Here is a 20,299-nt window from a genome sequence, read left to right on the forward strand (position 1 = left end):
GGGGGTCTGGATGTTGACCAGGGGCACGCCGTTGGGTGCCACCAGCACCGTGGGGCGCAGGCCCGGCGCCACGCCGGGCGCTCCGACGATTTGTGACGCCGCAGGCAAAGCCAGCAGGCTCGCCAACGCGCTGCCGATGCAGGTCGCACCGGTGGCATTGGCTGCGCTGCGCGCGGTTTCATGCACGGCCACGAGGGCGCGACGCACGGCGCTGAAGACGATTCTGTGTAGATGCTTGTTCAATCCGACCTCCCTGCATCCGGGAGGTAAGCCGCGGCTTCAGCGCCGCCGTCCCGTTCCCGTTGCGGGGGCGGATTCTGGGCCGATCGGCTCAAATTAAATCTGATCTTTTGTCGCGGAAATCTGGTGCGACTCAGATCAAATTGCGCATCGCCTGCGCCGTTTCGCGCAACACCGGGAGGACGCGGGCGACCGCGTCCTCGCTGCTTTCATGGCCCATCGGCATGGTGATGTTGAGCGCGCCCACCAGCTCGCCCCGGCGGTCGCGCAGCGGCACCGCGATGCCGCGCGAATTGAGGTCCAGCTGTTGCTCCGACAGCGCCCAGCCCTGCGCCCGGATGCGCGCCAGCTCCAGCTTCATCCGCTCCTTGCTCGCGATGGTGTGCGAGGTGAACACGGTGAGTTCGTGCGTGGAGAGCCACCGGCTGCGCTCCTCGTCGCTGCGCATCGCCAGCATCAGCATGCCCGACGCCGTCACCTGCGCCGGCACCCGCGCACCCAGCACGTAGCCGGTGCTCATGCTTCGGTTGGGCCCGTTGCGCGCGATGTAGACGACCTCGTCCCCGTCCATCACGCTGAGGTAGGCGATCTCGTGCGTGCCCGCCGCCACGCGCTGGAGGAAAGGCTGCACGATGCGCGGCAGCCGCGCCGACTCCAGGTACGACTGGCCCAGGCGCAGCACCCGCGGCGTCAGCCAGAAAAGCTTGCCGTCGCCCGCCACGTAGCCCATGTGCTGCAGCGTCAGGAGGTAGCGCCGCGCGGCGGTGCGCGTCATGCCGGTGCGCTGGCCGGCCTCGCTCGCCGTCATGCGCGGATGGGCGTCGTCGAAGGCCTCGATGATCGACACGCCACGCTCCAGGCCGGCGATCCAGTCGCGCTTGTCGAGTCCGGGCGGGGCAGGGGAGGCATCGATGGTCATTGAGGAGAAACCCTGGATTCGTTCGATGATCGATCGCGATTGAACGATCAGCGCGCTATTCTCTCGCCTTCACCTTGGATCGCGCAAGCAGGCGCCCTACATTAGCGTCGCTCCCCGGCAATTCGCGCGATAACCGAACAAACACCGAGCGAGACAAGCCCATGTTTCCCTTCATCGCAGGCAGCACCGACCTCTACCTGATCCCCGGCGACCCGGTGACCAATGTGCGGCTGCCCCGCATGTTCAACGCCGTCTTCGAGCGCTTCGACATCGACGCAGTCATGGCACCGGCGCACGTGGCGACGCGCGACTTCGCGGTCTTCGTCAAGGCCGCCTTCCTTGCGAAGAACGTGCGCGGCATGGTGATCGCGCCGCCGCACAAGCCGCTGGCGGTGACCCTGCTCGACGGCGCCGGCCTGTTCGGCCGGGTGGCGGGGTCGGTCAACGTGGTCAAGCGCATCGCCAATGGCGAACTCGAAGGCGATCTGTTCGACGGCGAAGGCCTGCTGGGCGCGCTGGACCGCTACAACATTCCGTTCCGCGGCAAGCGCGTGCTGATCCTCGGCGCAGGCGTCAGCGCGGCGGCGGTCGGCGTGGCGCTGGCGGAGGGCGGCACGGTCAACGGCGCCGAGCACATCGCGTTCCACGACATCTCGGCCGGCAAGGCCGCCGGCGTCGCGGCCAAGCTCGACGCCTTCTTCGACGCGACCACCATCGCGGTCGACAGCAGCGACCCGGCGGGCTACGACCTGGTCGTCAACGCCACGCCGCTGGGTCTGAAGGAGGGCGATGCGCTGCCGCTCGACGTGGCGCGGATGGAGCCGCATGCCGCCCTGTTCGACATCCTGCTGCGCAACCAGCCCACGCCGCTGGTGCGCGCCGCTCGCGCGCGCGGGCTCAATGCGCAGGCCGGCTTCGAGATGCTGATCCAGCAGATGCCGTACTACCTCGACTTCTTCGGCCACACGGCCGCGGCCCATGGCGTGCGCCAGGACGCGCGCTTCCTGCGCGAGCTGATCTATCCCCAGTCGATGGCAGCCGAGATCGACGCGCCGCTGCGCTACCACTCCGACAGCGTGGCCTGAAGCCAGGCGCACGCAACGCATCCACACCATGGCCATCTCGCTCGATCGCTTCGGCTTCAACACCGTCACCATGGGTGGCGACCTCGGCCACAAGCTCGACTGCATGAAGGCCGCGGGCTTCGCCGGGGTCGAGCTGTGGGCGCGTGACCTGATCGCCCATCCTGCCGGGGTCGAGAAAGCGGCCGAGCTGGTCAAGGCCAGCGGCCTGAAGGTGACCGACTTCCAGCCGTTGCGCGACTTCGAATGCGCGCCCGACGCCATGCGACCGCACCGGCTCGAGATGGCGCGCGAGCAACTGCGCCAGATGGCCCTGGTCGGCGCCGACCTGCTGCTGGTGTGCTCCACCACGTCGCCGCTGGCCATCGACGATCCCGAGCGCGCAGCCGAGGATCTGCGCACCCTGGCCACGCTGGCGACGCCGCTGGGCATCCGCATCTGCTACGAGGCGCTGTCATGGGGCCGGCACGTGAACCGCTGGCATCAGGCCTGGGACATCGTGCGGCGCTGCAACCGGCAGAACGTGGGCCTCAACCTCGACAGCTTTCACATGTCGGTGCACGGCGACGACACGCCCGAGACACTGGCGCAGCTGGCCGAGGTGCCGGTGGAGAAGATCTTCCTGGTACAGCTGGCCGACTACTTCTTCGAGTACAGCGACCGGCAGGCCGACATGATCGAGCTGGCGCGCCACCAGCGCCTCTTTCCGGGGGAGGGGCTGCACGACGTGCGCGACCTGGTGCAGCTGCTGGAGGACAAGGGCTATTGCGGGCACTACACCTTCGAGGTGTTCAACGACGACTACGTCAACTCCGATCCGATGGTGGTCGGCCAGCGCGGCATGAAGAGCGCGCGCTGGATCAGCGAATCGGTCATCGGCGCATAGAAGCGCATGAAAATGACGAGCCTGAAGGAGAGCGCCATGGGAAAGCTGCGTCTCGCGATCGCCGGGGCCGGCCTGGTCGGCCGGGCCCATTGGAAGCGCATGCTCGCCAGCAGTGCCTGCGAGCTGGCGGCCTTTGCCGACCCCTACCCGAGCACGGCTGCACTGGCGGCCGAAGCCGGCGTGCCGCTGTACCCGGCACTCGAGGCGATGCTGGCCGCCGAACGGCTCGACGGCGTGGTGCTGGCCACGCCGAACGGCCTGCACGTATCGGGGGCGCTGGCCTGCCTCGCGGCCGGCGTGCCGGCGCTGGTCGAGAAGCCGGTAGGCGACTCCCTGGCCGAGGCCGCGCAGCTGGCGGAAGCGGCCGAAGCCGCAGCCGTGCCGATGCTGGTCGGCCATCACCGGCGCCATAGCGCCATCCTGGAAGCCGCTTGCAACACCATCGCCAGCGGCCGCCTGGGCAAGCTCGTGGCGGTGACAGCCAGCGCCACCTTCCACAAGCCGGACGACTACTTCGACGCCGACTGGCGCCGGCAGAAGGGCGGCGGCCCGATCCTGATCAACCTGGTCCATGACATCGACAACCTGCGCGCGCTGGTGGGCGAGATCGTCGAGGTGCAGGCCTTCGGCTCCCACGCCGTGCGCGGCTTCGAGGTCGAGGACACGGTCGCCATCAACCTGCGCTTCGCCAACGGCGCGCTCGGCACCTTCATGCTCTCCGACGCCGCCGCCAGCCCGCGCAGCTGGGAGCAGAGTTCGGGCGAGAACGCCACCTTCGACCATCATCCCGATGAGGACTGCTACGTGATCGCCGGCACGCGCGGCTCGCTGCAGATGCCCACGATGCGCCTGTACGAGTACCTGGGGCCGGCCTCCTGGCAGAACCCGCTGGTGGAGAGCCGGGTCGAGGTCCGCGAGACCGATCCGCTGGCGCGCCAGCTCGATCATTTCTGCGCCGTCGTGCGGCGCGAGGTGCCGCCGCGCGTCACGGTGCGCGACGCCCTCCGCACGCTGGCCGTCACATTGGCCGTCGACGAGGCGGCACGAACAGGCCTTCGGGTCTCCCTACCATCATGATGACCATCTCAGGCAAGACCACCCTCATCGCGCACGTCGGCTATCCGACCGAGAGCTTCAAGGCGCCGATGATCTACAACCCCTGGTTCGAGGCGCGCGGCATCGACGCGCTCGTCGTGCCCATGGGGGTCAAGGCCGAGGACTACGAGGCCTTCTTCGCCTCGCTGTTCCGGCTCACCAACATCCGCGGCGCATTGGTGACCATGCCGCACAAGGTCACGACCATGGCGCTGGTCGACGAACTCACGCCGGCGGCGAAGATCGCCGGCGCCTGCAACGCGGTGCGCAAGGAGCCGGACGGCCGGCTGGTCGGCGACCAGTTCGACGGCGCCGGCTTCGTGCGCGGCGTGCAGCGCAAGGGCTGCAAGCTCGAAGGCGCGCGCGTGCTGGTGTCGGGCTGCGGCGGCGTAGGCTCAGCCATCGCGGCCTCGCTGGCCGCAGCCGGCGTGGCCGAGTTGTCGCTCTTCGACACGCGTGCCGAATCGGCCGAGGCACTCGGTGGCCGTCTGAAAGCGCATTACCCTGCGCTGCGCGTGGCCACCGGCTCCAAGGACCCGGCCGGGCACGCACTGGTGATCAATGCCACGCCGCTGGGCATGAAGGCGGACGATCCGCTGCCCTTCGACATCGACCGCATCGCGCCCTCGACCTTCGTCGGCGAAGTCGTGATGAAATCCGAATTCACGCCGCTCCTGCGAGCCGCCCGCGCCAAGGGTTGCGCGGTCCAGGTCGGCACCGACATGCTGTTCGAAATGATCCCCGCCTACCTCGAGTTCTTCGGCTACGGCAGCGCCACGCCGGACGAACTGCGCGCCGTGGCGCGGGTGGCCTATTAGTCCTTCCCATGAGCATCTTCGAGGGCTTCCTCTCCACCTCCGAAACCCTGGCCGCCTTCAGCGACCACGCCTTCGTCGCCGCCATGCTGCGCTTCGAGGCTGCGCTGGCGCATGCGCAGGCGGCCGAAGGGCTGATTCCTGAGTCCGCCGCGCGCTCGATCGTCGGCAGCTGCAAGGTCGAGCTCTTCGACGTGGCCAAGATCGTGCGCGACAGCGGCCGAGCCGGGAGCGTCGCGATCCCGCTGGTCAAGAGCCTCAAGGAGTCGGTCGCGCTCTTCAATGCCGAGGCCTTGCCCTTCGTGCATTTCGGCAGCACCAGCCAGGACGTCATCGACAGCGCGATGGCCCTGGTCACGCGCGAGGCCGTGGCGCTGGTCGACGCCGACCTGCTCAAGGCGGCGCAGGCGCTGCTCGTCCACGCGAAGCAGCACGCCGCCACGCCCATCCTTGCGCGCACGCTGATGCAGCCGGCCTCGGTGACCAGCTTCGGCCTCAAGTGCGCGGGATGGGCCGCGCCGCTGGTGCGCAGCCGCGCGCGGCTGGCCGAGGCGGCGCGGCGCGCATTGCAGGTGCAGCTCGGCGGCGCCGTCGGCACGCTGGCGCAGATGAAAGGGCAGGGGCCCGCGGTGCGCAGGCGCATGGCAGAGGAGCTGCGCCTGGGCGACCCCGGCCAGACCTGGCACACGCAGCGCGACGAATGGGTGGCGCTCGGTTGCGAGCTGGGCCTGATGGTCGGCAGCCTGGGCAAGATCGCCACCGACATCTCCCTCATGGGCCAGTACGAAGTCGGCGAAGTGGCCGAGCCCAGCGAGCCCGGCCGCGGCGGTTCCTCCGCCATGCCGCACAAGCGCAATCCGGTGGCCTCGATGGTGGCACTGGCCGCAGCGCAACGTGCGCCACAGCGCGTGGCGGCCCTGCTGGGCGCCATGCCGCAGGAGCATGAGCGCGCCCTCGGCGCCTGGCAGGCCGAGCTGGGCGAATGGCCGCAGCTGCTGATGTGCGCCCACGGCAGCGTGCGCGCCCTGGCCGGCGCCTTGCCTGGCCTGCAGATCGACGCCGCGCGCATGCGCAGCAACCTCGAGCGGCTGCGTGCCGAGCTCCCGAGAGAAGCCGCGGACGAATGGTTCGACCCGGCACTCGCCGGCGCGGCCTCCACCATCGCGCTGGCCCAGGTCGAGGTCCTGCAGGACCAGCTCAACGAACCGAACTCGCAACCATGACCGCATCCTCCTCACCGCCCCCCGGCGACTACGAAGCCGGCCTGCTCAACCGCCGCCGCATCCTCGGCGATGCCTGGGTCGACAAATCGCTGGCCAACCGCAACGCCTTCAACAGCGAGTTCCAGGAGCTGATCACGCGGCACGCGTGGAACGACATCTGGGGCCGTCCGGCACTGGGCGACAAGACGCGCCGCTTCATGGTGCTGTCGATGATGCTCGGCATCCATGCCTACGAGGAGTTCGCGATGCACGTGCGCGCGGCGCTCGACGGTCCGCCCGAGTCGCGCCTTTCGCCGGAAGAGATCAAGGAAGTGATCATGATGGCCGCCATCTACTGCGGCGTGCCGGTCGCGAACCATGCCTTCGGCATCGCCACAGCAATCCTGCGCGAGAAAGGCCTGCTCGCGGAACACAAGAAGGAGGACAAGCCATGACTCGATTGAACGTGCTGCGCGAGGGCGAGGGCCCCATCGTCGTGCTCAGCCATGCCCTCGGCTGCGACCTGCACATGTGGGATGGCGTGGCCGAAATGCTGGCACGCGCCCATACAGTCGTGCGCTACGACCACCGCAACCATGGCGCCTCCGAGGTGGTGCCGGGGCCGCTCACGATGCAGATGCTGGCCGACGATGCGGCCGCGCTGATCGCGCGCGAGGCCGAGGGCGAGCCGGTGCATTTCGTCGGGCTCTCGATGGGCGGCATGACCGCGCAGGCGCTGGCGCCAAAGCATCCGGAACTGCTGCGCAGCGTGGTGATCGCGAACTCCTCGGCCTGGTACCCCGATCGCGCGCCCTGGCGGACCCGGGTCGAGACCGTGCAGGCCCAGGGCGTGGCGGCCATCGCGTCCGGCGCGGTGGCGCGCTGGCTCACGCCGGCCTACACCGTCACGCCTGAAGGCGCCGAGGCGGCACGCCGTCTGCGCGACACCCTGGTCGCCACCGATGCCGCCGGCTACATCGCCAGCTGCGAGGCCGTGGAGGCCATCGACTTCCGCGAGAGCAACCGCGGCTTCCGCACGCCCACCTTGGTGATTGCCGGAAACCAGGACGAGGCCACGCCGCCGGCCATGTCGGAGGCGATGGCCGAGGCGATTCCCGGCGCGAAACTGGTCCGCATCGACGCGGCGCACCTCAGCGCCGTCGAGCGGCCGGTGCAGTTTGCCCAACTGCTGGTCGACTTTTGGCGCAGCCTCTGAAGGCGTCCTTGGAACGCTAGAGTCTTCCGCGTTACTCAGGCAGGAGGAAGCCCTCGCGCAAGAGGGACTCATCCCCTTTCCCCCTGCCGGAGTCAGCGCCAGTGAATTTCCATTTCGATCCCGAATACATCAGCCAACGCCTCGGCGAGATCGGCCCGGAGACGGAGAACCTTTCCGTCATCGTCCAGGATGACGAATCCACCTGGACACTCGCCTTCGAGAGCGACGTCACCGTGCTGGTGCTGGTCGAATGGGCAGAGGACCCCTCGCGACTGGTCCTCAGCGCCGACATCGGCACGCCGCCGGCCGGCCGTGCAGCGCAGGTCCACAAGACCGCACTTTCCTACAACACCCTGTGGCGCGACACCGGCGGCGCCCGCATCGGCATGGGCGGCGAGGAGGGGGACCTGCTTCTCGTACGCGAGCTGAGCCGGGAAAGCGTCAGCGCCGGCGAATTCGCGCGCATCCTCGAACAATTTGCCGCAGTGGCGCAATGGTGGGAAGGCTACGTCACCAGCGAAGAAATCGCCATTCCCGCATCCGCTCCCGCCATGGCGCACATGGCTGCCCGAATCTGAGGAGAAGAATTGTCATGGGTAGCAATAGAGTCAGTCATCCGCAACAGAGCACCTTCAGTCTGGTGAAAACGCTCTCAGGCGTTTTGAAATCGGAGAAAACGGATCAGCCAGCGGGTCAGGAAACGATACTAGTCGGAAAACCAGACGACAAAGCCACAGGCACCATCGACGGAACGGAACGAGGCAATATCATCCATATATCCCAGCGAGCTAAAAAGCACGGGGTGAAGGGGTTTCTGTATACCGTCAGCCCTCGGAGAATCAAGGATTATTACGAGGCTGAGGCCTATCTGCGAAAGCTGGTTTTTTCGATCGACACGAGCAGGCCCGACCAGACCTATGCGGCGCTGGGTATCTATCAGGTGCTGAAGGCAAGCAGACCGAAGCATTGCATCAAGATGCGCGACATCGAAAAAGATTGCCAAGCCATTATCGATGACGTCAGGAAAGCCGGGCCCGAGAATGCAGTGAAGGCGGCGCATGAGAATGTGCCGGGCGTCAGCAGTGACGCACTGACCGATTTTCTGCGCGATATCCGGGAAATGCAGGCGACATCCGATGGCAAGGTCGGGCAGAACAACGGGCCTGAAAGCCTCCACGGAGCCTTGTTAAACAAGATTGGCGGCGTGAACCAGCACGCCAAAGTGCTTTGTAAATCACTGAGGGCCGGCGAGCTAAAACTGAAACGTCGGTCCTTCACCTCGAAGGTGAGTGCTGCAGATCTGCCGACGAAACAGGAAAATCTCATCAGCAAGATCGCCGGCTGGCCCGGGCTTGAACTTGAAGTTCAATTGGGATTCTTTTTCCAATGTGCCCATGCAGGCGATTACGACACGCTCAGGTATGCGAGCCATCGCATTCTTTCCACGCTCGCCGAACAGGAATCCACGTTGCAGCTGGCGCAGATGGTGCTGGACGAAAAATTCAAATCGAATAGGGCCGAAGAGGTCCAGGATTTGAAGAGGTCGGTTGAAGCGCTGATCAAGAGTATTGAGGAACCATTTTCGCCATTTTCAAAACTGAGAAATCTGGCTCTTGCGGGATTCAACTTCCCCTACGAGACGGCCGAGGCGGTTGCCAGGAAGCAGGCTGAACTCCCCAAGGCCCGGACTGAACCTGTCACGGTCGCCCCAGGGTTCGAGTTGGCACCGCCGCCCACTTCTGCGCCGCCAGAGCTTGCCAGCCAGCAGCCGCCTGGGCACGACCACACTGAAACGCCAAAGGCGAATCCTCAGGCCAAGGCTGCGGTAGAGAAGGTTTTCAATAACTCGCTGAACCACGTCCAGTCGCCTAGGCTTCCTGTTCAGAAGGTTGCTATCGCCGGCGCAGGGCAGCCGCCTAACTATTCGCCGCCGAACGGGGTGCTGCCTCCGCATGGCGACCCGCCCCTGGTCGGCGTGCCCAGCAAACCCAAGCCCGACGCCACGGTGTCGTCTCAGCTGGACCCTCTGGCGAAAGCCGCAGTGGCGGCGCTGCTTGGCGAGTCCCACCCATCCTCCCAGCCTGCGGCCAACATTTCGCCCAACGTTTCAGCGGCAATCCCTGATGGCCCGCCGGCGCCGGTTGGACCTCCTGAAGACGAACCGCCACCTCCCTCGAACGTGACTCCGCCGCTTGTCAATGGATCGATGGTCCCTGGCAATTTGGCGTCACCTCCAAACTCGCCACCGCCGCCGCTTCCTGTCAATTGGTCGCCGGCTCATCGAGATGAAATTGGCAAGATCTCTGATCTTGAAATTCTGCAGGCAATTGCCGAGATGAACGCGAAGCCTCGTGTTCTCTACCCTCCACGAGAACCATTCTCAGGCTTGGGAGTCGCCAGGAAAGAAGATGTTGATGGTCGTATTGCAGCTTTCAGTTCAAAAATAGCTTCTAAAGTTGCGGCTGCTGCGAAAAGAATCGAAAGGCAGTTAAAGAATTTTGGCAATGGAGATCGCGAGTCGAAACAAATTCGCATGAAGAAATTCGAACAACGCCTGATCGACGACGCAACAAGGGATGCGCGGATGGTGTCTGCGTTTTCGGATGCTGCAGGAAGCAGCAATGAAAGCAGGTTGCTCGTTTCCGAGCGTCAGGAAACGATCAATCTGCTATACGAGCAGGCCCTGAACACCAAATTGTCCACGCCTCAGGCAGCAGTCGATGAATTTGTTGCCTCCGACGGAGGGGATCTGCGAAGCAATTCGAATGAAAATTATTTCAAGCGATTGGTGGATCAATTTGATTCGCATATGCATGCATTCTCTCCGACGCTTTCCGAGTCAGAAGGGGATGATGTCAACTTGCGTAACAACAAGCTGATAGATAAAGTGAGTGCCGTAAGAAAATTGGCAGGTGATATCGATCGTGCTATTCCACATGTTTTTTCACAATTTGAAGAAAAAACCAAAAAATTTCTGATTGATAGACCTGCACTGGCATTTTGGAAACCTGAGCACTTCAAAGAAAAGGAGGTTATGAGTTTCCTGGCGGGCTCGTCCGCAAAGAATTTGATCGCCGTTGAAGATCTCTTCGCGTGCATAGGAAATGTAGAATTCTTCCAGCGTGCGGCCGACGAGGTGGTGCAAACCTTGAAACGGCAGTTCGATATGCTGGTATTTTTGGCGCACCTGCTTACTGACGAGGAATATATTGGAATTTTCCCTGATGAAATTCGCGGCTCGGTCCGGGAATACGGCAGATTGGTTCAGGAGTTGGCTGTGGCTGTGCTGGACCCCAATGCACCCCTTCTTGCTCTGTATCGACTGGCTGAAAGGGCTCGAAATTCTCCCAGCGATGCACGCGATGTCATGTACGGATTGCATGCAGCGCTGACGCCGCCGCCTCCGACTGATCTGCCGGAGCCGCCACCCCCGGAGCTTGGGCCGTCGCCGGCCGAACTGCTGCCGCTGCCGACCGCAGTGCCTTTACCCAAACCAGTCGAAACTGCATAGCCCATAGGGCCATGGCGGAGGCAGTTCAGGCATGGCGATGGCGCGCCCGCATGATGGCGACTTCTCCCTCGTCGCTATCCCCAGCCCATGCCCTCCCACATCAGAATCGACTTCGTTTCCGACATCTCCTGCCCTTGGTGCGCCGTCGGCCTCGGCGCGCTCGAAGCCGCGCTGAAGCGCGTGGGCCCCGACATCACCGCCGAACTGCATTTCCAGCCCTTCGAACTCAACCCGCATATGCCGCCCGAAGGCCAGGATGCCTACGAGCACCTGCACGAGAAATACGGCAGCACGCGCGAGCAGCAGGCCCAGAACCGTGAAGCGATCCGCGCCCGCGGGGCCGCAGTCGGCTTCGAGTTCCGCAAGGAAGGGCGCTCGCGCATCTACAACACCTTCGACGCGCACCGGCTGCTGCATTGGGCCGCGCTCGAGGACGCTGCCAAGCAGGTCAAGCTCAAGAAGGCGCTGCTCAAGGCGTGCCACACCGACGGCGAGAACCCTTCCGATCCTGAAGTGCTGGTGCGCCTCGCAGCCGAGTCGGGCCTCGATCCGCAGCGCGCACGCGCGATCCTCGCGAGTGACGAATACGCCGCCGAGACGCGCGAGCGAGAGCGCCTCTACACCGATGCCGGCATCCACTCCGTGCCGGCGATCATCATCGACAACCAGCACCTGATCTCGGGAGGCCAGCCGGTGGAGGTGTTCGAGCGCGCGCTACGCCAGATCGCAGGGGCCGCGCCGGCCAGCACGGCGCTGGCCTGACATCGTGGCCGCATGGCTCCGCATCCCCCGACACCCAGCCGCTCCCCGCGCACCGAGCGCGAGGTCCGCATCGACCTCGCCGCCGCCTACCGCATGGCCGCACAAAACGGCTGGGACGACACCATCTACACCCACCTGTCGGCGAGCGTGCCCGGCGAGCCGGGGCACTACCTGCTCAACCCCTTCGGCGCGACCTTCGACGAGATCACCGCGTCGAGCCTGGTCAAGGTGAACGTGCACGGGGAGGTCGTCGACGGCTCGGGTGCGCCCGTCAACCCCAGCGGCTTCGCGATCCATGGCGCGGTGCATGCGGCGCGGCCCGATGTCGAGTGCGTCATCCACCTGCACACGCCCTGGGGCGTCGCGTTGTCGATGCTGCCGGAGGGCCTGCAGCCGACCTCGCAGTACGCGATGCGGCTGCACCGCCGGCTCGGCCGCCATGCCTACGAAGGGCTTGCGCTCGGCGCCGACGAGCAGCGCCGGCTGGTGGCGGAGCTCGGCATGCTCGACGGCCTGATCCTCGATAACCACGGCCCGCTGGTCGTCGGCCGCACCGTGGCCGAGGCCTGGATGCTGATGCATCTGCTCGAGCGCGCCGCACAGGCGCAGTTGCGCGCCATGGCCGCCGCCGGCGGCGCGGTGCGCGTGGTGAGCGAGACGCTCGCGGCGCGTACCTACGGCGAGTGGGTGGGCGACGGCAGCGCGTGGGACGGCGACCTCGAATGGCCGGCTCTCCTGCGGCGGCTGGACCGCAGTGCGCCCGGCTATCGCGACTGACAATCCGGCGACGCAACGATTCGCTCTCATCACACTGGAGAAACCCATGCCCACCATTCGCGTCGAGATGTTCGAAGGCCGCACCGTCGAGCAGAAGCGCGCCCTCGCGCAGGCCCTGACCGAAGCCACCGTACGCACGCTCGGCGGCTCGCCCGAAGCCGTGGACATCCTGTTCTACGACGTCGCGAGGCAGGACTGGGCCACCGGCGGCAAGCTCTGGAGCGACCCGGCGCAGCCGCCGGCCGGCTGAGCGAGCACGCCCCCGTGCTGTGGCGCGGGGCAGAATGGGCGGTCATGCGTGGCGTCATCGTTCTTTCAATCCTGAGCGCGTTCGGCACTTTGTCCTGCGCCGAGGTGATTCGTTGTGCCGACGCTGCCGGCAACGTGAGCTACACCGACGCTGCCTGTCCGCCCGGCGCGAGGCCCGTGAGCCGCGTCGAGATTCCGCCGCCCGCGGACATGCGCAACGCCGATGCCGGTCGGCCGATCCCGCTGCCGCGAGCGAACCTGGAAGCCGCCGCGCCGGTGCTGCAGGCGCCGTCCGGTCCGGTCATCATCGACTCCCGCGCCGGTCCCGACCGGCCCACCGATTCGCGCCGCAGCGATCGCGGCGACGACGACGCGGCGATCGACGACGACTACGCCTATCCCCGCGCCTATCCCCAACCCCGGCCGCCACGCGACCTGCGCCCGCGCATCCGCAACTGCGATGCCACGGGCTGTCGCGACACGCAGGGCAACCACTACGACCGCTCCGGCCAGCTGGACCGCTACCGGAGCCTGGACGGCAAGACCTGCCGGCCGGTGGGGACGACGACGATCTGCCGCTGAGTGTTCGGCACGGCGTCTCAGCCCTGGCCCAGCATCTCGATCAGCCGCGCAAGCGCCACCGAGGGCGTGCCGCGCCACACCAGGTGCGTGCGGTTCGTGCGCACGCGCGCGGGCAGCGCATGCTGGCGAACGTCGGCCGTGGCGCGCAGCGCCTTGAGAACGGACAGCGGGACGATCGCGAAGCCCGTGCCCGCCGCCACGCAGGCGATCATGGCCTGGTAGGAAGAAAACTCCAGCGAACGCGCGGGCAGCACGCCGCCCTTGCCCAGCCATTGCTCGAGCAGACGACGATATGAACAGCCCTGCGCGAAAGCGATCAACGTGGCGCCGGCCAGGTCGCCGGGACGCGTGACCGAGGCCACGCTGCGCGCGGTGATGAGCACCAGTTCCTCCTCGAACGCGGCCATCGTCTCGAAGCCGGCGGAGGAAAAGGGTTGCGAGACGAAGGCCGCTTCCACGTCGAAGGCTTCCAGCCGTTTCAGCAGCGCGCCGGTCGTGCCGCTGACCAGCTCCACCACCACGCCCGGATAGAGCTTGTGATAGCGCGAGAGCACCGGCGGCAGCCGGCTGCCCGCCGTGCTCTCCAGCGACCCCAGCCTGAAGGTGCCGGCCGGCACCTCGCTGCGCATTTCACCCTCGGCTTCCTCGGCCAGCCGCAGCAGCCGGTCGGCATAGGGCAGCAGCTTGCGACCGGCCGGGGCCAGCGCCAGCGAGCGGCCCTGGCGCAGGAAGAGTTTCTGGCCCAGCCGCTCCTCGAGCTGCCGGATGCGGGTGGTGACGTTCGACTGCACGCGATTGAGCTTGCCCGCCGCGCGGATCACGCCGCCTTCGCTCACCACGGTGCGGAAGATTTCCAGGGAGTCGAGGTCGATCGTTCTCATCGCTTTCCCATCTCGGTCTTCATTCTCTGAACAAGAATGGTTGTTCTCGATAATTCATTTGTGGAGCGAGTGAATTCTGCGTCCAATGGAGTCCCATGTCGAATCCCTCGCTCAGCCTGCCACGGCCTTCCTTCGCAGCGATCTGTCTGGCGGGCCTGATCGCCTTGGCGATCGCGATGGGCATCGGCCGCTTCGCCTTCACGCCCATGTTGCCGCTCATGATCCGTGCCGGCAGCGCGGATGTGGCGGCCGGCGGCTGGCTGGCCGCGGCCAACTATGCGGGCTACCTGCTGGGCGCGCTCAGCACGGCGCGCCTTCCGCTCACGCCGCAGCGCGTCGGCGTGCTGGCACTGGCGCTGATCGTGGCCTCGACCGCGGCCATGGGCTGGACGGGCTCGCTGCCGGCCTGGATGCTGCTTCGCTTCGTGGCCGGCGTGGCCAGCGCCTGGGCGCTGGTGAGCACCAGTGTCTGGTGCCTGGGCTGGCTGTCGCGCTTCGATCGGCCGGCGGGACCTGGACTGCTGTATGCCGGCGTCGGCACCGGCATCGCGCTCGCCGGATTCTATTGCTGGCGGGCGGGCACCGCGAATGTGGCGCCCGACGCGCTGTGGGTGCAACTCGGTGCGTTGGCGCTCGTGGGCCTCGTGGCGGTGGCGCTGCTGATGCCGCGCGGCACGCCCGGCTCGACCGGTGCCGGTTCGCCGGCGCCCGCGATGGCCGGGGGTGCCGCGACGGCGGGCGGCGTGTCCTGGAGCCTGGTGATCTGCTATGGCCTGCTCGGCTTCGGCTACATCCTGCCCGCCACCTTCCTGCCGGTGCTGGCGCGCGCGGTGGTCGACGACCCGGCCGTCTTCGGCGCCGCCTGGCCGGTGTTCGGCGCGGCGGCCGCGATCTCCACCATCTTCGCGAGCCTGGCCCTGCCGAAAATGGCGCGGCGCCACGTGCTCGCCGGCAGCCATGCGCTGATGGCGCTGGGCTGCCTGCTGCCGGTGCTGCACCTGTCGGCGCTCACCGTGCTGCTCGCGGCGCTGCTGGTGGGCGGCACCTTCATGGTCGCGACCATGGCCGGCATGCAGGAGGCGAGGGCGCGCAGCCCCGGCGACCCCACGCGCGCGCTGGGCCGCATGACCGCGGCCTTTGCCATCGGCCAGATGGCGGGGCCGGTGTTGTCGTCGCTGCTCAGCGGCAGCGCGCAGGGTTTCGGCGGTCTCTTCATCGCGCTGGCGATCGGTGCGCTGGCCCTGGCGGGCAGCGCCTGGTGGCTGGCGCGTGCCGCATGATCGGCACCTCATCTCTTCGCTGAAAGGAAACCATCCATGTTCGAACAAGGCCATTCCCGCCCCTGGGCCGAGCGCCTGCAGATGCCGGCCGCAGACGCCATGTCCGAGGCCCAGCGCAAGGCGGCCCAGGCGCTGATCGATGGTCCCCGCAAGGGCGTGTTCGGCCCCTTCATTCCCTTGCTGCAAAGCCCCGTGCTGATGGAGCGGATCGGCAACCTGGGCGAGTACCTTCGCTTCGACAGCCAGCTCGATGTACGCGTGCGCGAGCTGGTGACCTGCGTGGTCGCGCGCGAGGTCGGCAATCAGTTCGAGTGGCTGCTGCATGCGCAGGCGGCGATCAAGGCAGGCGTGAACGCCGAAGCCATCGAAGCGCTGCGCCTGGGCCGCCGCGCCGCGCCCCTGGCCGAGGACGAGCAGCTCGCGCTCGACTTCGCGCTCGAGCTGCTGCGCCACCACGGCGTGAGCGAGCCCACCTACGCGGCGGTGGAGGCGCGCTTCGGCAAGCAGATCGTCGTGGAGCTCAGCACCCTGGTGGGGTACTTCGTGATGGTGTGCTGGGTGATGAATGTGGCGCACACGCCGGGGAAGGGCGCCGAGGGGCAGGCGGGACTCGAAGCTTTCCCGCTCTAGCGGCCAGGCCAGGCCGCGCTCGGGACCTGCCGGGCTTGGTCAGGTTCGCCAAAGGCAGCATGGGCAGGATGTCGCCGCGCCGCGGACAGGGTCTGCGAATCCGACCCTGCCTCTCCGCTGCCATGCTCGACAAACGCTTCTTTCCCCGCCAGGCCGTCGCCGCCGGCGGCAATCGCTGGGACTGGGCCCTGCTGCCGCTGGTGCTGGCGGTGCTGTTCGCGCTCGCCTGGGGCGGCTCGCAGATGGTTCGGCCCTACCAGGTCGGTGAGGCGATGCCGATCAGCCTCGACCCGTGGGTGCTGCCGTATTACCTGCTGCGCACCACGCTGCGCATGTTCCTGGCGCTGGCGGCCTCGCTGGTCTTCAGCTGCATCTTCGCCACGCTGGCCGCCAAGTACCGCGCGGCGGAACGTGTGCTGGTGCCGGTGCTCGACATCCTGCAGTCCATTCCGATCCTCGGCTTCCTGTCGATCACCGTCACCGGCTTCATCGCGCTGTTCCCGGGCAGCCTGCTGGGCGTGGAGTGCGCGGCCATCTTCGCGATCTTCACCTCGCAGGCCTGGAACATGGCCTTCAGCCTCTATCAGTCGCTGCGCACCGTGCCGGCCGAGCTGCGCGAGGCGGCCGCGGTGTTCCAGCTCTCGGGCTGGCAGCGCTTCTGGCGGCTGGAGCTGCCCTTCGCGATGCCGGGCCTGCTGTGGAACATGATGATGTCGATGTCCGGCGGCTGGTTCTTCGTGGTGGCCTCGGAGGCCATCTCGGTGTCCAACCAGAGCATCAAGCTGCCGGGCGTGGGCTCCTACATCGCGATGGCGATCGAGGCCCGCGACCTGCGCGCCATCGGCTGGGCCATCGGCGGCATGCTGGTGGGCATCGTGCTCTACGACCAGCTGTTCTTCCGTCCGCTGATCGCCTGGGCCGACAAGTTCCGCTTCGAGGAAAGCGGCGGCGAGGACGCACCGCGCTCCTGGCTGCTGACCTGGCTGCGCCGCACCGACCGGCTGCAGCGCATCGGCCTAGGCATCGCGCGGCTGCTCGAGCGCTCGCTGCTGGTGCTGCGGCGCGACCATGACGGCACCTCGATCAAGGCCCGCCCGCGCCCGCCGCATCGCGCGGCGGAGCGCGTGTGGGACGCCGCGCTCGCGGCCGCCGTGCTGCTGGCGGTGGGGTGGCTGCTGCGCTTCATCCACACCGAGGTCGGCTGGGCCGAGGTCCTGCACGTGTTCGTGCTCGGGCTCTACACGCTGGCGCGGGTGCTGGTGCTGATCGCGCTGGCGGCGCTGGCGTGGGTGCCCTTCGGCATCTGGGTCGGCATGAATCCGCGCTGGGCCGGGCGGCTGCAGGGCGTGGCGCAGTTCCTGGCCGCCTTTCCGGCCAACCTGATGTTTCCAGTGGCGGTGCTGTTCATCGCGCGCTGGCATTTGAACCCGAATGTCTGGCTGTCGCCGCTGATGGTGCTGGGCACCCAGTGGTACCTGCTCTTCAACGTGATCGCCGGCGCCTCGGGCGTGCCGACCGAGCTGCGCCATGCGGCGCGCAACCTCGGGCTGTCCGGCTGGCTGCGCTGGCGTCGCTATCTGCTGCCGGCCGTGTTCCCGAGCTTCGTCACGGGCGCCATCACGGCCAGCGGCGGCTCGTGGAACGCGAGCATCGTGGCCGAGTACGTCAGCTGGGGCAACACCACGCTCCAGGCCGATGGCCTTGGCAGCTACATCGCGCACATGACGGCCATCGGCGACTTCCCGCGCATTGCGCTGGGCATCGGCGTGATGTGCGTGTTCGTGATGGCCTTGAATCATTTCGTCTGGCGGCGGCTCTACGAGCTGGCCGAGAACCGGATGCACTTCTGACATCTGAAACGAAGGGAGCACCATGGCCGAGGCCATCGTCGAACTGCAGGGCGTGGGCAAGTCCTTCCGCTCTTCCGAGGGCGCGGCCCGCTCGGTGCTGGAGGGCGTGGACTTCCGCCTGGCCGAAGGCGAGATCGTCGCACTCCTGGGCCAGTCGGGCTCGGGCAAGTCGACGCTGCTGCGCATCCTCGCCGGCCTGATCGGCGCGGATGCCGGCGCCGTGCGCTACCGTGGCCAGCCGCTCTATGCGCCGGCGCGGGGCGTCGCCATGGTGTTCCAGTCCTTCGCGCTCTTCCCCTGGCTCACGGTGCAGCAGAACGTCGAGCTCGGCCTGGAGGCGCGCGGCATCGCGCCGGCCGAGCGGGGACGCCGTGCCGCGGCCGCGATCGAGCTGATCGGCCTTGCCGGCTTCGAGGGCGCGCTGCCGCGCGAGCTCTCCGGCGGCATGCGCCAGCGCGTGGGCATCGCGCGCGCACTCGTGGTCGAGCCCGAGGTGCTGCTGATGGACGAGGCCTTCTCCGCGCTGGACGTGCTCACCGGCGAGCGCCTGCGCGACGACATCCTGCAGCTGTGGGAAGGCGGCACCATGCCGACCAAGGCCATGCTCGTGGTTTCCCACAACATCGAAGAGGCGGTGCTGATGGCCGACCGCGTGCTGATCTTCGCCAGCGACCCGGGCCGCGTGCGCGCCGAGCTGCCGATCTCGCTGCCGCGGCCGCGCGACGGCGACAGCCTGGAGGTGCGCGCGCTGATCGACGAGGTCTACGCGCTCATGACCGGCAGCAGCGGCCTCGCGCGCGTCGAGCCCCTGCACCTGCACCTGAGCGACCGCTTGCCCGATGCCGACGTCGGCCGCATGGAGGCGCTGCTCGAGATGCTGATCGACGACCAGCGCCAGGGCCGCGCCGACCTGCCCCAGTTGGCGGAGGAGGCCGAGCTCGCCGACGACGCGCTGCTGCCGCTGGCGCAGGCGCTGGCGCTGCTCGGCTTCGCACAGCTGGCCGACGCCGACCTGCACCTGACGCCGTTGGGCCGGCGCTACGTGGAGGGCGCGCACACGCTGCGCCAGGAGCTCTTCGGCCAGCAGTTGCTGGCCCACGTGCCGCTGGCCGCGCACATCCGCCACAGCCTGGAGCAGGCGCCGTCCGGCGAACTGCCCGAGGAACCCTTTCTTCAACTGCTGCGGGAAAGCCTGGACAGCACGGTCGCAGAGCGCGTGCTGCGCACCGCGATCGAATGGGGCCGCTACGGCGAGGTGTATGAATACGACTTCCGCACCGGCCTGATCCACCTGCCCGCCGGTGATGACGAGGCACAGGCCGGGCCTGCTTGACGGCCGTCCGTCACAGGCCGTTACCAGCGCCGCGGCTGCCAAAGCGCCGGATGGCGTCCAATGGTGGCTCGTGAAAGGAGAGTCGCCCCATGCCCGAACGCGAGTTCGATGATTTGAGACCGGCGCGCGAGTCCTCGCTGTGGATACTCGTGGTGCTGGTCGTGCTGGCGCTGGGCGCCGGCGCCATCTGGTGGCGCTGGTCGCACCAGCAGACCGAGCCGGTCGATGCGACCCCGGCAGCCACCGCGCCGCAAACCGAGACCCCGGCCCCTGCGCCTGCCGCAGTGGCACCGGCGGAGCCGCAGAACCCGGTCGACACCACGGCAGACGCCACCCTGCCCAAGCTCGAGGACGCCGATGCCCACGTGCGCGCCGCGCTGGCCGAACTGCTCGGCGCCAAGGCGGTGGGCAACTTCCTGCAGACCGATGGCTTCGTGCACCGCTTCGTCGCCACCGTCGACAACCTGCCGCGCGACCAGGCGGCAGCGCGCATATGGCCGGTGCAGCGCACGCCCAAGCGCTTCATGGTCGGCGGCAGCGGCGGGGCGCAGACCATCAGCCTCGATAACGGCGCGCGCTACACGCCCTTCGTGCTGTTCGCCGAATCGGTGAACCCGCAGCGCGCGGCGGCGCTCTACCAGAAGCTCTACCCGCTGTTCCAGCAGGCCTACGAGGAGCTCGGCTATCCCAATCGCCATTTCAACGACCGGCTGGTTGCGGTGATCGATCACCTGCTGCAGGCCCCTGAGCCCGCCGGGCCGTTGCAGGTGAAGCTCGTCGAGATCAAGGGCGACATGCCCTCCGAGCGGCCCTGGGTGCACTACGAATTCGTGGACCCTGCGCTCGAATCGTTGTCTGCCGGGCAGAAGATGATGATCCGCACCGGGCCGGTCAACGAGCGGCGGCTCAAGGCCCGGCTGCGAGAGTTCCGCGGGCAGATCGCCGGCGGGGCGCTCGCCAAGAAGTAAGGCGTGGGTCGGGTCCGCGCC

At 67.4% G+C, this 20,299-nt stretch carries 21 protein-coding genes; 18 read left to right on the forward strand and 3 right to left on the reverse strand.

All coding sequences use genetic code 11. The features are described 5' to 3' along the window. Together J2739_RS25425 and J2739_RS25430 are read right to left on the reverse strand one after the other, a co-directional pair. A partial coding sequence (locus J2739_RS25425; protein WP_309906895.1) for an ESPR-type extended signal peptide-containing protein occupies nucleotides 1-243 on the reverse strand: 243 nt, incomplete at its 3' end. Nucleotides 244-373: 130 nt separating this feature from the next. Continuing rightward, a complete protein-coding gene (locus J2739_RS25430) occupies nucleotides 374-1,159 on the reverse strand; it encodes an IclR family transcriptional regulator domain-containing protein (RefSeq protein ID WP_309906897.1) in 786 nt (261 codons plus the stop codon). Between the two features lie 161 nt (nucleotides 1,160-1,320). Between J2739_RS25430 and J2739_RS25435 the strand changes: the two genes are divergently transcribed. The 13 genes from J2739_RS25435 to J2739_RS25495 all read left to right on the forward strand — a co-directional run bounded on the left by J2739_RS25435 (nucleotide 1,321) and on the right by J2739_RS25495 (nucleotide 13,336). After that, on the forward strand, nucleotides 1,321-2,244 hold the full coding sequence (locus J2739_RS25435; RefSeq protein ID WP_309906899.1) for a shikimate dehydrogenase family protein: 924 nt from the start codon (nucleotides 1,321-1,323) through the stop codon (nucleotides 2,242-2,244). Nucleotides 2,245-2,272: 28 nt separating this feature from the next. After that, nucleotides 2,273-3,127, forward strand: a complete 855-nt coding sequence (locus tag J2739_RS25440; protein WP_309906902.1) for a sugar phosphate isomerase/epimerase family protein — start codon at nucleotides 2,273-2,275, stop codon at nucleotides 3,125-3,127. Nucleotides 3,128-3,163: 36 nt separating this feature from the next. Beyond that, nucleotides 3,164-4,204: a Gfo/Idh/MocA family protein gene (locus J2739_RS25445; protein ID WP_309906904.1), complete on the forward strand. Its 1,041-nt coding sequence runs from the start codon at nucleotides 3,164-3,166 to the stop codon at nucleotides 4,202-4,204. Continuing rightward, nucleotides 4,204-5,040 carry a shikimate dehydrogenase family protein gene (locus J2739_RS25450; protein WP_309907075.1) on the forward strand — a complete coding sequence of 279 codons (837 nt, stop codon included), beginning with the start codon at nucleotides 4,204-4,206 and terminating at the stop codon, nucleotides 5,038-5,040. Before J2739_RS25445 ends, J2739_RS25450 begins: the two co-directional genes overlap by 1 nt. An 8-nt stretch (nucleotides 5,041-5,048) precedes the next feature. Continuing rightward, a complete protein-coding gene (gene pcaB, locus J2739_RS25455; RefSeq protein WP_309906907.1) occupies nucleotides 5,049-6,260 on the forward strand; it encodes a 3-carboxy-cis,cis-muconate cycloisomerase in 1,212 nt (403 codons plus the stop codon). Beyond that, nucleotides 6,257-6,694, forward strand: coding sequence for a carboxymuconolactone decarboxylase family protein (locus J2739_RS25460; protein WP_309906909.1), 438 nt, complete (start codon nucleotides 6,257-6,259; stop codon nucleotides 6,692-6,694). Before pcaB ends, J2739_RS25460 begins: the two co-directional genes overlap by 4 nt. Then, nucleotides 6,691-7,455, forward strand: coding sequence for an alpha/beta fold hydrolase (locus tag J2739_RS25465; protein ID WP_309906910.1), 765 nt, complete (start codon nucleotides 6,691-6,693; stop codon nucleotides 7,453-7,455). Before J2739_RS25460 ends, J2739_RS25465 begins: the two co-directional genes overlap by 4 nt. A 101-nt stretch (nucleotides 7,456-7,556) precedes the next feature. Then, entirely contained in the window at nucleotides 7,557-8,033 is a 477-nt protein-coding gene (locus J2739_RS25470; RefSeq protein ID WP_309906912.1) for a type III secretion system chaperone, read from the forward strand. A 14-nt stretch (nucleotides 8,034-8,047) separates the two neighbouring features. Further along, nucleotides 8,048-10,966, forward strand: a complete 2,919-nt coding sequence (locus J2739_RS25475; protein ID WP_309906914.1) for a hypothetical protein — start codon at nucleotides 8,048-8,050, stop codon at nucleotides 10,964-10,966. An 87-nt stretch (nucleotides 10,967-11,053) separates the two neighbouring features. Beyond that, nucleotides 11,054-11,728 (forward strand): DsbA family oxidoreductase, encoded by a 675-nt coding sequence (locus J2739_RS25480; RefSeq protein ID WP_309906916.1) that lies wholly within the window; start codon nucleotides 11,054-11,056, stop codon nucleotides 11,726-11,728. A gap of 12 nt (nucleotides 11,729-11,740) precedes the next feature. Then, nucleotides 11,741-12,505, forward strand: a complete 765-nt coding sequence (locus J2739_RS25485; protein WP_309906918.1) for a class II aldolase/adducin family protein — start codon at nucleotides 11,741-11,743, stop codon at nucleotides 12,503-12,505. 28 nt (nucleotides 12,506-12,533) lie between these two features. Then, a complete protein-coding gene (locus J2739_RS25490; protein WP_405053953.1) occupies nucleotides 12,534-12,755 on the forward strand; it encodes a 4-oxalocrotonate tautomerase in 222 nt (73 codons plus the stop codon). A gap of 44 nt (nucleotides 12,756-12,799) precedes the next feature. Continuing rightward, nucleotides 12,800-13,336: a DUF4124 domain-containing protein gene (locus tag J2739_RS25495; RefSeq protein ID WP_309906920.1), complete on the forward strand. Its 537-nt coding sequence runs from the start codon at nucleotides 12,800-12,802 to the stop codon at nucleotides 13,334-13,336. A gap of 17 nt (nucleotides 13,337-13,353) precedes the next feature. Here the strand turns inward: J2739_RS25495 and J2739_RS25500 are convergent, their stop codons facing one another. Then, complete coding sequence (locus tag J2739_RS25500; RefSeq protein ID WP_309906922.1) at nucleotides 13,354-14,217, reverse strand: LysR family transcriptional regulator; 864 nt, start codon at nucleotides 14,215-14,217, stop codon at nucleotides 13,354-13,356. A 95-nt stretch (nucleotides 14,218-14,312) separates the two neighbouring features. Between J2739_RS25500 and J2739_RS25505 the strand changes: the two genes are divergently transcribed. The 5 genes from J2739_RS25505 (at nucleotide 14,313) to J2739_RS25525 (ending at nucleotide 20,278) form a co-directional block, all read left to right on the forward strand. Beyond that, the gene (locus tag J2739_RS25505) at nucleotides 14,313-15,497 is read left to right on the forward strand and encodes a YbfB/YjiJ family MFS transporter (RefSeq protein WP_309906924.1); all 1,185 of its coding nucleotides are present in this window, start codon (nucleotides 14,313-14,315) and stop codon (nucleotides 15,495-15,497) included. Between the two features lie 36 nt (nucleotides 15,498-15,533). After that, the gene (locus tag J2739_RS25510; protein WP_309906927.1) at nucleotides 15,534-16,127 is read left to right on the forward strand and encodes a carboxymuconolactone decarboxylase family protein; all 594 of its coding nucleotides are present in this window, start codon (nucleotides 15,534-15,536) and stop codon (nucleotides 16,125-16,127) included. Nucleotides 16,128-16,249: 122 nt separating this feature from the next. Continuing rightward, nucleotides 16,250-17,977 (forward strand): ABC transporter permease, encoded by a 1,728-nt coding sequence (locus tag J2739_RS25515; protein WP_309906929.1) that lies wholly within the window; start codon nucleotides 16,250-16,252, stop codon nucleotides 17,975-17,977. 22 nt (nucleotides 17,978-17,999) lie between these two features. Continuing rightward, nucleotides 18,000-19,310 (forward strand): ABC transporter ATP-binding protein, encoded by a 1,311-nt coding sequence (locus J2739_RS25520; RefSeq protein ID WP_309906930.1) that lies wholly within the window; start codon nucleotides 18,000-18,002, stop codon nucleotides 19,308-19,310. A gap of 89 nt (nucleotides 19,311-19,399) precedes the next feature. Continuing rightward, nucleotides 19,400-20,278 carry a DUF3014 domain-containing protein gene (locus tag J2739_RS25525; RefSeq protein ID WP_309906932.1) on the forward strand — a complete coding sequence of 293 codons (879 nt, stop codon included), beginning with the start codon at nucleotides 19,400-19,402 and terminating at the stop codon, nucleotides 20,276-20,278. The last annotated feature ends 21 nt before the right edge of the window (nucleotides 20,279-20,299 follow it).

Origin of the sequence: Variovorax soli (genome assembly GCF_031454625.1) — a bacterium.
Classification (GTDB): Bacteria; Pseudomonadota; Gammaproteobacteria; order Burkholderiales; family Burkholderiaceae_C; genus Variovorax; species Variovorax soli_A.

What these genes read in the sequence shown, in the direction of transcription:
- J2739_RS25440 (WP_309906902.1), top strand. Translation starts at nt 2,273, where the DNA reads ATGGCCATCTCGCTCGATCGCTTCGGCTTCAACACCGTCACCATGGGT.
- J2739_RS25450 (WP_309907075.1), top strand. Translation starts at nt 4,204, where the DNA reads ATGACCATCTCAGGCAAGACCACCCTCATCGCGCACGTCGGCTATCCG.
- J2739_RS25430 (WP_309906897.1), bottom strand. Translation starts at nt 1,159, where the DNA reads ATGACCATCGATGCCTCCCCTGCCCCGCCCGGACTCGACAAGCGCGAC.
- J2739_RS25500 (WP_309906922.1), bottom strand. Translation starts at nt 14,217, where the DNA reads ATGAGAACGATCGACCTCGACTCCCTGGAAATCTTCCGCACCGTGGTG.
- J2739_RS25505 (WP_309906924.1), top strand. Translation starts at nt 14,313, where the DNA reads ATGTCGAATCCCTCGCTCAGCCTGCCACGGCCTTCCTTCGCAGCGATC.
- J2739_RS25435 (WP_309906899.1), top strand. Translation starts at nt 1,321, where the DNA reads ATGTTTCCCTTCATCGCAGGCAGCACCGACCTCTACCTGATCCCCGGC.
- J2739_RS25510 (WP_309906927.1), top strand. Translation starts at nt 15,534, where the DNA reads ATGTTCGAACAAGGCCATTCCCGCCCCTGGGCCGAGCGCCTGCAGATG.
- J2739_RS25520 (WP_309906930.1), top strand. Translation starts at nt 18,000, where the DNA reads ATGGCCGAGGCCATCGTCGAACTGCAGGGCGTGGGCAAGTCCTTCCGC.
- J2739_RS25525 (WP_309906932.1), top strand. Translation starts at nt 19,400, where the DNA reads ATGCCCGAACGCGAGTTCGATGATTTGAGACCGGCGCGCGAGTCCTCG.
- J2739_RS25460 (WP_309906909.1), top strand. Translation starts at nt 6,257, where the DNA reads ATGACCGCATCCTCCTCACCGCCCCCCGGCGACTACGAAGCCGGCCTG.
- J2739_RS25480 (WP_309906916.1), top strand. Translation starts at nt 11,054, where the DNA reads ATGCCCTCCCACATCAGAATCGACTTCGTTTCCGACATCTCCTGCCCT.
- J2739_RS25515 (WP_309906929.1), top strand. Translation starts at nt 16,250, where the DNA reads ATGCTCGACAAACGCTTCTTTCCCCGCCAGGCCGTCGCCGCCGGCGGC.
- J2739_RS25485 (WP_309906918.1), top strand. Translation starts at nt 11,741, where the DNA reads ATGGCTCCGCATCCCCCGACACCCAGCCGCTCCCCGCGCACCGAGCGC.
- J2739_RS25465 (WP_309906910.1), top strand. Translation starts at nt 6,691, where the DNA reads ATGACTCGATTGAACGTGCTGCGCGAGGGCGAGGGCCCCATCGTCGTG.
- J2739_RS25445 (WP_309906904.1), top strand. Translation starts at nt 3,164, where the DNA reads ATGGGAAAGCTGCGTCTCGCGATCGCCGGGGCCGGCCTGGTCGGCCGG.
- J2739_RS25475 (WP_309906914.1), top strand. Translation starts at nt 8,048, where the DNA reads ATGGGTAGCAATAGAGTCAGTCATCCGCAACAGAGCACCTTCAGTCTG.
- J2739_RS25495 (WP_309906920.1), top strand. Translation starts at nt 12,800, where the DNA reads ATGCGTGGCGTCATCGTTCTTTCAATCCTGAGCGCGTTCGGCACTTTG.
- pcaB (WP_309906907.1), top strand. Translation starts at nt 5,049, where the DNA reads ATGAGCATCTTCGAGGGCTTCCTCTCCACCTCCGAAACCCTGGCCGCC.